This window comes from Shigella sp. FC1567, assembly GCF_001743015.1.
GTDB classification, from domain to species: Bacteria; Pseudomonadota; Gammaproteobacteria; order Enterobacterales; family Enterobacteriaceae; genus Escherichia; species Escherichia coli.
The window spans coordinates 20,742-29,956 of record NZ_MIIV01000244.1; the positions used below are offsets into that span (position 1 = coordinate 20,742).

The 9,215-nt window shown below is 48.4% G+C and carries 4 protein-coding genes and 2 pseudogenes; 3 read left to right on the forward strand and 3 right to left on the reverse strand.

What is annotated here, in order from left to right:
- Positions 1-104: 104 nt before the first annotated feature.
- Entirely contained in the window at positions 105-1,235 is a 1,131-nt protein-coding gene (gene ompC / locus BHE85_RS14680) for a porin OmpC (protein ID WP_000865599.1), read from the reverse strand.
- 737 nt (positions 1,236-1,972) lie between these two features.
- Here ompC and rcsD point away from each other — a divergent pair.
- Both rcsD and rcsB read left to right on the forward strand, forming a co-directional pair.
- A complete protein-coding gene (gene rcsD / locus BHE85_RS14685; protein WP_001249157.1) occupies positions 1,973-4,645 on the forward strand; it encodes a phosphotransferase RcsD in 2,673 nt (890 codons plus the stop codon).
- 16 nt (positions 4,646-4,661) lie between these two features.
- Positions 4,662-5,312: a response regulator transcription factor RcsB gene (gene rcsB / locus BHE85_RS14690; protein WP_001061917.1), complete on the forward strand. Its 651-nt coding sequence runs from the start codon at positions 4,662-4,664 to the stop codon at positions 5,310-5,312.
- 199 nt (positions 5,313-5,511) lie between these two features.
- On the opposite strand, the gene rcsC is transcribed toward rcsB, so the two are convergent.
- Positions 5,512-8,361, reverse strand: a complete 2,850-nt coding sequence (gene rcsC / locus BHE85_RS14695) for a two-component system sensor histidine kinase RcsC (RefSeq protein ID WP_000876035.1) — start codon at positions 8,359-8,361, stop codon at positions 5,512-5,514.
- Positions 8,362-8,635: 274 nt separating this feature from the next.
- A pseudogene (locus tag BHE85_RS14700) lies at positions 8,636-8,791 on the reverse strand (DUF2135 domain-containing protein); the annotation flags it as partial.
- A gap of 74 nt (positions 8,792-8,865) precedes the next feature.
- Between BHE85_RS14700 and BHE85_RS14705 the strand changes: the two are divergent.
- Positions 8,866-9,215 (forward strand): annotated as a pseudogene (locus BHE85_RS14705) (transposase); the annotation flags it as partial.

The following is a 9,215-nucleotide window of genomic DNA, read 5'->3' on the forward strand; positions in this document are numbered from 1 at the left end:
TATCCTCATGCGAACGGTCGCAAGAGTACACCAAAAAACTGAGTTTGTACGCTGAAAACAATGAACAAAGGGCCCGCAGGCCCTTTGTTCGATATCAATCGAGATTAGAACTGGTAAACCAGACCCAGAGCTACGATGTTATCAGTGTTGATGCCAGCGTCACGAGTGAACTGGTTGTCGTCCAGCAGGTTGATTTTGTAGTCAACATAGGTGGACATGTTTTTGTTGAAGTAGTAGGTCGCGCCAACATCAACATATTTCAGGATATCTTCGTCGTCGTAGTTACGACTATTGATGACACCCAGGTTTTTACCTTTAGACTGCAGGTATGCTACAGACGGACGCAGACCGAAGTCGAACTGGTACTGAGCAACAGCTTCGAAGTTCTGTGCTTTGTTCGCCCAACCCAGGGAACCTACGCGAGTTGCGTTGTAGGTCTGGGTGTACTGAGCAGCCAGGTAGATGTTGTTAGCGTCGTATTTCAGACCACCAGTGTAGGTTTCAGCACGGTCGCCAGTACCGATGTAGTTACGAACTACACCATTGCTGATGTAGCTACCATTTTGATCATCAGTACGTTTGGAGCTGGAAACTGCAGCACCGATACCGAAGCCTTCGTAATCATAAGTGATAGAACCGCCGACACCGTCGCCGTTCTGACGCAGAGCGCCACGACCGTTGTTGGTCATGCCTTCGCCGCTTACGCTACCGTTTTTGCCCTGGTACTGAACAGCAAAGTTCAGACCGTCAACCAGACCGAAGAAGTCGGTGTTACGGTAGGTCGCGAAGCCGTTACCACGCTGCTGCATGAAGTTGTCAGAACCGTAGGTGTCGCCACCGAATTCTGGCAGTACGTCGGTCCAGGAAGTTACGTCGTAAACAACGCCGTAGTTACGACCGTAGTCGAAAGAACCTACATCCTGGAATTTCAGACCTGCGAATGCCACACGGGTCCAGGAGTTTTCTTTGTTGTCTTCAGAGGTATTGCCCTGGATCTGATATTCCCACTGGCCGTAACCGGTCAGCTGGTCAGTAACCTGAGTTTCGCCTTTGAAACCAAGACGTACATAGGTCTGGTCGCCGTCTTCTGACTTGTTGTCAGAGAAATAGTGCAAGCCGTCTACTTTACCGTACAGATCTAATTTGTTGCCGTCTTTGTTGTAAACTTCAGCAGCGTTTGCTGCGCCTGCTACCAGCAGAGCTGGGACCAGGAGGGACAGTACTTTAACTTTCATGTTATTAACCCTCTGTTATATGCCTTTATTTGCTTTTTTATGCCACTGCATACTGATTAACCCTCATTAATCAGTCGGCAAGTCCATTCTCCCCAAAAATGCAGAATAATCCAACACGAATATGATACTAAAACTTTTAAGATGTTTCATTTATCGCTATAGATGTTTCAAAATGTAAATACAAGGGAACTTTTTAAGATTATTGTGGAATGGCGAAATAAGCACCTAACATCAAGCAATAATAATTCAAGGTTAAAATCAATAACTTATTCTTAAGTATTTGACAGCACTGAATGTCAAAACAAAACCTTCACTCGCAACTAGAATAACTCCCGCTATCATCATTAACTTTATTTATTACCGTCATTCATTTCTGAATGTCTGTTTACCCCTATTTCAACCGATGCCTCGCATCCGGTTTTTTTTACCCTTCTTTACACACTTTTCATTATTCTGTGCTACCACAGAAAAACTATAACGCTTGTTAACTATTTCACAAATAATTAACATCAGCATAATTTCCAGCAATCATCGTTTATTTGCAATTAATTTCGTTGGGCTTTTTGTAGGTTATTTGTACAGCAAAATGGCGCTTGTACATCTATTTCCCCCAATGCAGGATGATAAATATCACGGGAGAATAGAGAATCATCAATCAGGTAAGAGTCTGGAATTTCACACTGTACCCTTTATACTGCCCTATCACTTCGCGAAGTTTTAACAGGTCATAAACACGAATGCGTCAGAAAGAGACAACGGCCACGACCCGCTTTTCACTCCTACCGGGGAGCATTACCCGCTTCTTTTTACTGTTGATCATTGTGTTACTGGTGACGATGGGTGTAATGGTACAAAGCGCCGTTAACGCATGGCTGAAAGATAAAAGTTACCAGATTGTCGACATTACCCACGCTATCCAAAAGCGCGTCAATACCTGGCGTTACGTGACCTGGCAGATCTACGACAACATTGCCGCGACAACCTCCCCCTCCTCCGGCGAAGGTTTACAAGAGACGCGCCTGAAACAGGATGTCTACTATCTGGAGAAACCGCGCCGCAAAACGGAAGCGTTAATCTTTGGCTCTCACGACAACTCAACGCTTGAGATGACTCAGCGGATGTCCACCTATCTGGACACATTGTGGGGCGCAGAAAATGTACCGTGGTCGATGTATTACCTGAATGGTCAGGATAACAGTCTGGTGCTGATCTCAACCCTGCCCCTCAAAGATCTCACCTCCGGATTTAAAGAATCGACCATCAGCGACATTGTTGATTCACGTCGTGCAGAGATGTTGCAACAGGCCAACGCCCTCGATGAACGCGAAAGTTTTTCTAACATGCGCCGCCTGGCCTGGCAGAACGGTCATTACTTTACCTTGCGTACCACGTTCAACCAGCCGGGACATCTGGCAACGGTCGTAGCTTTTGATCTACCGATTAATGATTTGATCCCACCGGGTATGCCGCTGGACAGTTTCCGCCTTGAGCCAGACGCGACGGCAACGGGAGACAATGATAATGAGAAAGAAGGGACGGATAGCGTCAGTATCCACTTTAACAGTACGAAGATTGAAATCTCCTCGGCACTCAACTCTACCGATATGCGCCTGGTCTGGCAGGTTCCTTATGGCACCTTATTGCTGGATACGTTGCAAAACATTCTGCTGCCACTGCTGCTGAACATCGGTTTGCTGGCGCTGGCGTTATTTGGCTATACCACATTCCGCCATTTCTCCAGCCGCAGTACAGAAAGTCTACCCAGCACGGCGGTCAATAACGAATTGCGCATTTTACGGGCAATTAATGAAGAGATAGTCTCACTGCTGCCGCTCGGCCTGCTGGTTCACGATCAGGAATCGAACCGCACTGTCATAAGTAACAAAATTGCCGATCATTTGCTGCCGCATTTGAATCTGCAAAACATCACCACCATGGCGGAACAGCATCAGGGGATTATTCAGGCGACGATCAATAACGAGCTGTATGAGATCCGCATGTTCCGCAGCCAGGTCGCGCCGCGCACACAAATTTTCATTATTCGCGATCAGGATCGCGAAGTGCTGGTAAACAAGAAACTCAAGCAGGCGCAGCGTCTGTATGAGAAAAACCAGCAGGGGCGGATGACCTTTATGAAAAACATTGGCGATGCGCTGAAAGAACCCGCACAGTCCCTGGCGGAGAGCGCGGCTAAACTCAACGCCCCGGAAAGCAAACAACTGGCGAATCAGGCAGATGTGCTGGTGCGGCTGGTCGATGAAATACAGTTAGCGAACATGCTTGCGGACGATAGCTGGAAAAGTGAGACGGTGCTGTTCTCCGTGCAGGATTTAATTGATGAAGTTGTGCCTTCAGTGTTGCCTGCCATCAAGCGTAAAGGTCTGCAACTGCTGATTAACAATCATCTGAAAGCACACGATATGCGCCGCGGCGATCGCGATGCCTTACGACGTATTTTGCTGCTACTGATGCAATATGCCGTGACCTCAACGCAATTGGGAAAAATCACCCTTGAGGTTGATCAGGATGAGTCCTCTGAAGACCGCCTGACATTCCGCATTCTGGACACGGGAGAAGGCGTAAGTATTCATGAAATGGATAATTTGCACTTCCCGTTTATCAACCAGCCCCAAAACGATCGCTATGGCAAGGCGGACCCGCTGGCATTCTGGCTGAGCGATCAACTGGCGCGTAAACTGGGCGGTCATTTAAACATCAAAACGCGGGATGGGCTTGGTACACGCTACTCTGTGCATATCAAAATGCTCGCCGCTGACCCGGAAGTTGAAGAGGAAGAAGAGCGTTTACTGGATGATGTCTGCGTAATGGTGGATGTTACTTCGGCAGAAATTCGGAATATTGTCACTCGCCAGTTAGAAAATTGGGGTGCAACCTGTATCACACCCGATGAAAGATTAATTAGTCAAGATTATGATATCTTTTTAACGGATAATCCGTCTAATCTTACTGCCTCTGGCTTGCTTTTAAGCGATGATGAGTCTGGCGTACGGGAAATTGGGCCTGGTCAATTGTGCGTCAACTTCAATATGAGCAACGCTATGCAGGAAGCGGTCTTACAATTAATTGAAGTGCAACTGGCGCAGGAAGAGGTGACAGAATCGCCTCTGGGCGGAGATGAAAATGCGCAACTCCATGCCAGCGGCTATTATGCGCTCTTTGTAGACACAGTACCGGATGATGTTAAGAGGCTGTATACTGAAGCAGCAACCAGTGACTTTGCTGCGTTAGCCCAAACGGCTCATCGTCTTAAAGGCGTATTTGCCATGCTAAATCTGGTACCCGGCAAGCAGTTATGTGAAACGCTGGAACATCTGATTCGTGAGAAGGATGTTCCAGGAATAGAAAAATACATCAGCGACATTGACAGTTATGTCAAGAGCTTGCTGTAGCAAGGTAGCCTATTACATGAACAATATGAACGTAATTATTGCCGATGACCATCCGATAGTCTTGTTCGGTATTCGCAAATCACTTGAGCAAATTGAGTGGGTGAATGTTGTCGGCGAATTTGAAGACTCTACAGCACTGATCAACAACCTGCCGAAACTGGATGCGCATGTGTTGATTACCGATCTCTCCATGCCTGGCGATAAGTACGGCGATGGCATTACCTTAATCAAGTACATCAAGCGCCATTTCCCAAGCCTGTCGATCATTGTTCTGACTATGAACAACAACCCGGCGATTCTTAGTGCGGTATTGGATCTGGATATCGAAGGGATCGTGCTGAAACAAGGTGCACCGACCGATCTGCCGAAAGCTCTCGCCGCGCTGCAGAAAGGGAAGAAATTTACCCCGGAAAGCGTTTCTCGCCTGTTGGAAAAAATCAGTGCTGGTGGTTACGGTGACAAGCGTCTCTCGCCAAAAGAGAGTGAAGTTCTGCGCCTGTTTGCGGAAGGCTTCTTGGTGACCGAGATCGCTAAAAAGCTGAACCGCAGTATTAAAACCATCAGTAGCCAGAAGAAATCTGCGATGATGAAGCTGGGTGTCGAGAACGATATCGCCCTGCTGAATTATCTCTCTTCAGTGACGTTAAGTCCGGCAGATAAAGACTAATCACCTGTAGGCCAGATAAGACGCGTTAGTGTCTTATCTGGCATTTGCACCGATTGCCGGATGCGGCGTAAACGCCTTATGCGTCCTACGATTCCCATTATTTCAACAGATTACATCAAAGTAGGCCAGATAAGACGCGTCAGCGTCGCATCTGGCATTTGCACTGAATGCCAGATGCGACATAAACACCTTATCCGTCCTACGATTCCCGCGATTTCCTGACCCTCTCGGCATATACCGTCAGCGTCTGTTTTATCACATCCAGCGTTACCGGCTTCGACAGGCAGCTGTCCATACCGGACTCCAGACACCGCTGCTTCTCTTCAGCCAACGCATTAGCAGTTACTCCGATTACCGGCAACGTCAGTCCCAACTGACGAATGCGTTGCGTCAAGCGGTAACCATCCATATTTGGCATGTTGACGTCGCTAAGCACGATATCAATATGATTCTTGCTAAGTACATTAAGCGCATCGACACCATCATTCGCGGTTTTACATTGATAGCCCAACGATCCCAACTGATCTGCCAGCAGACGTCGGTTAATCGGATGATCATCCACGACCAGAATCATCATATCGTCATTATCGCTGACCGCTTTGTCCGTCGACGGCAGAGCGTTAGCAGGATCGTCGCTCTCCATCTCGATCAAATAAATACGCGCCAACAATGCCGGTAGCTCATGCGGGGCAGCCACACTGTGTACCCACTCCCCTGGCGCTTTCTCCAGCGGAATACCAATATGGCGACGACAGAAGGTCACTACCGCTCTACCCTGCCATTTTTTACTCACTACCTCGTCAGTAATTAACACATCTTCGGGAGTCGGTTCCTGCCCTTCGTATGTTGTAACGACGATGCCGCTGCGCTGCAAACTAGTTTCCAGGAACTGACAGAGCGACGCATTGCGGACCGCCAGCCAGCAGCGTTTACCACTCAACCCTTCCACGCCTTTTTTCTGCGGGTACTGAGCGCCGTACAACGGAATACGCACGGTAAACTGGCTGCCCATTCCCGGTTCTGAATCTACCGAGATATCGCCGTCCATCATGCTGATCAGTTTTTCACAAATCGCCAGACCCAGACCGGTCCCCTGGAAGTTTCGCTGTACGCCCGTTCCGACCTGGAAGAAGGGATCAAACAAGCGCACCACTTCTTTCGCCGGAATCCCCACGCCGGTATCGCGAACACGGATAGAGAGATAATCGCCATCAGCGCGGACATGCAAAACTATACAGCCGGTATCGGTGAATTTTATGGCGTTACTCAACAGGTTGGAGATGACCTGCTGTAAACGCATCGGGTCGCCATTTAAGGCCACTGGCACATCCGGTTCAATAAAGCAGTACAAGCCTAACTGCTTGCGTACCACCAGCGGTAAATAGTTGGCGGTGATGTGGTTCATCACTTCACGCGGTGAAAACTCACGCGGTTCGATCTTCAACTGTTCCGATTCAATCTTCGAGAAATCGAGAATATCGCTGATAATTTTCAACAACAGGCTGGAAGAGTTGTTCATTGCCGTCACCAGCCGATCGACGCCTTTCGGTAACTCTTTGGTTTGCAACAGATCCAGGTTACCGATAATGCCATACAGCGGCGTTCGCAGCTCATGACTGACGGTGGCAAGGAACATCGATTTTGACTGGCTCGCCTGTTCCGCTGCTTGTGCCATCTCCTGCAACGACTCTTCCATCTTCACGCGCGAAGAAACATCCACCAGCACACAAATGGCCACGTTTTCATTACGATAGCGCGAATGGACGAAGCTGATTTGCAGATTGGTATTGTTGCTGGTCAGGACATCAACAAAATTGACCTGCTGCCCACAGATAATTTGCGTCAGTCGTTGGCGGTCCTCATGCGTAAGCATATTGAGATAGGTATGCGCCAGTTCGTTACTTAAAATATTGACGCCATCAGCGGTACGCAAAATGCAGATACCCACTGGCGCGGAGGCGACAATCTTGCGATTGAACTGCTCATGTTCTTCCAGTCGCAGGGCGTCGCTTTCCGCCGGAATGAAAATACGTCGCTCGTACATCCGTGCGAGAGTAAACAATGCAGCTCCGGCAAGCACATTCAGCAAAATTGCGTTAAGGATCAACATGCGAATGCGTTCCAGCACCTTATCAACCGGCACCGAATACACGATGCTTAGCGATGAGGGTGGCAGATTTTTCTTCAGCACCAGCTCCCGGAACCCTTCCGTATAGCCAAACCAGGAGCGTTCCTGCATCCAGCGAGGCTCGCCCTTAATTTTACTTTCTGGTCCGGTAAGCGAAATCAGGGTATGACCATTTTCATCAAGAATGGTAACCCCCATCGGCAACGTACCCGGTAAGAAAAAGTTCTCCATCCGGATGGTCTGCTCGACCCCCAAAAGCGCCTGCAACCGGTTCGCCAGATAAACTGGCGTCAACGCGTAAAAATACCCGACGCCAGGGCGCGGACCTTCGCTGATCCAGTAGAGGTTACTGCCGCTATCATCTTGTGGTGCATTTCGATATTTATTGATGCGTTCATGCAAAGCTTTCAACGCGGTATCGCGTTCCACTGGCATATCACGCAGACCGAAATTGGCCATGCAGAGGTTATCGCTGCCGATTAAAAATACCCGGTTTAGATCGTAAGCCGCAGAAAAATTATCGCGCCAGTAGCGCATAAACCACGCCAATGACTCCAGAGAACCTCGCCAGGTGTTACTCATTGCGGAACAATCGGAGTCGGCAAACAGCGGTTCAAACGCAGGCACATCCGCCTGCGTTTCTCGTCCACGCGGGGAAAGCACACCGTTTTCTGCCGATAAGCGATTTTCGGCGATGTACTTCAGCTCTTTCATCACATCAGAGGTGCGTTGAATAAAGCGCTGAGCCTGATCGGAACTCAGATTAAATTCCTGACGAATTTCCGATTCTCGCTGATGTAACGCATTAACGATGTAAAAAACGGATGAAAAAGCAATCAACAGCCAGAGCACTAACGCCAATGCTCTGAACATGTAGCGCGAGGCTTTCAGGGTTGTACGAAAAGAAGCAAGGTATTTCAAAGGGGCGAAGCTCCGCCTCAGGTGACCGATGGAGTGTGGTTAAGGTAGCGGTAAAAGCGTGTTACCGCAATGTTCTGTCATTATTGCAATAATGCGTATCGCTTAGAAACCATTGCCTTAACCAGGAAAGCCGGAGTAGATGGACAGTTCTCAGTACGAAAAATAAGAAATGACCAATCTGCCGACGCTTGTTAATGGTTATATCCTGGCGTCGGCAGATCGCCCAGCAGTCTTATCTGAAAAAAGAGAGAGCCAGGTTGTGTGAAGGGATGGATCACCAGTCAAAACTTTTCACCAGCGTCAGCTCGCCAGCATTACGCATCGGTACAATAAATGTTTCCTGTTTCTCATTGACCGATCCTTCATCGGTGATCAGCGTCAGTTGGGCGGTGGTTAATTCCGTTTCGCTGCGCCCACCATAGTAGTTGATATTGAAGTGGCACACTGAATTTGGCCACCTGAACAGAGGTGATATGCTCACCTCAGAACAACACAGGTGCTCCAATGAAAAAAAGAAATTTTAGCGCAGAGTTTAAACGCGAATCCGCTCAACTGGTTGTTGACCAGAAATACACGGTGGCAGATGCCGCCAAAGCTATGGATGTTGGCCTTTCCACAATGACAAGATGGGGCAAACAACTGCGTGATGAGCGTCAGGGCAAAACACCAAAAGCCTCTCCGATAACACCAGAACAAATCGAAATACGTAAGCTGAGGAAAAAGCTACAACGCATTGAAATGGAGAATGAAATATTAAAAAAGGCTACCGCGCTCTTGATGTCAGACTCCCTGAACTGTTCTCGATAATCGGGAAACTCAGAGCGCATTATCCTGTGGTCACACTCTGCCAAGTG

Excerpts from the sequence above, each read along its gene's own strand:
- ompC (WP_000865599.1), bottom strand. The coding sequence starts at position 1,235 with ATGAAAGTTAAAGTACTGTCCCTCCTGGTCCCAGCTCTGCTGGTAGCA.
- rcsD (WP_001249157.1), top strand. The coding sequence starts at position 1,973 with ATGCGTCAGAAAGAGACAACGGCCACGACCCGCTTTTCACTCCTACCG.
- rcsB (WP_001061917.1), top strand. The coding sequence starts at position 4,662 with ATGAACAATATGAACGTAATTATTGCCGATGACCATCCGATAGTCTTG.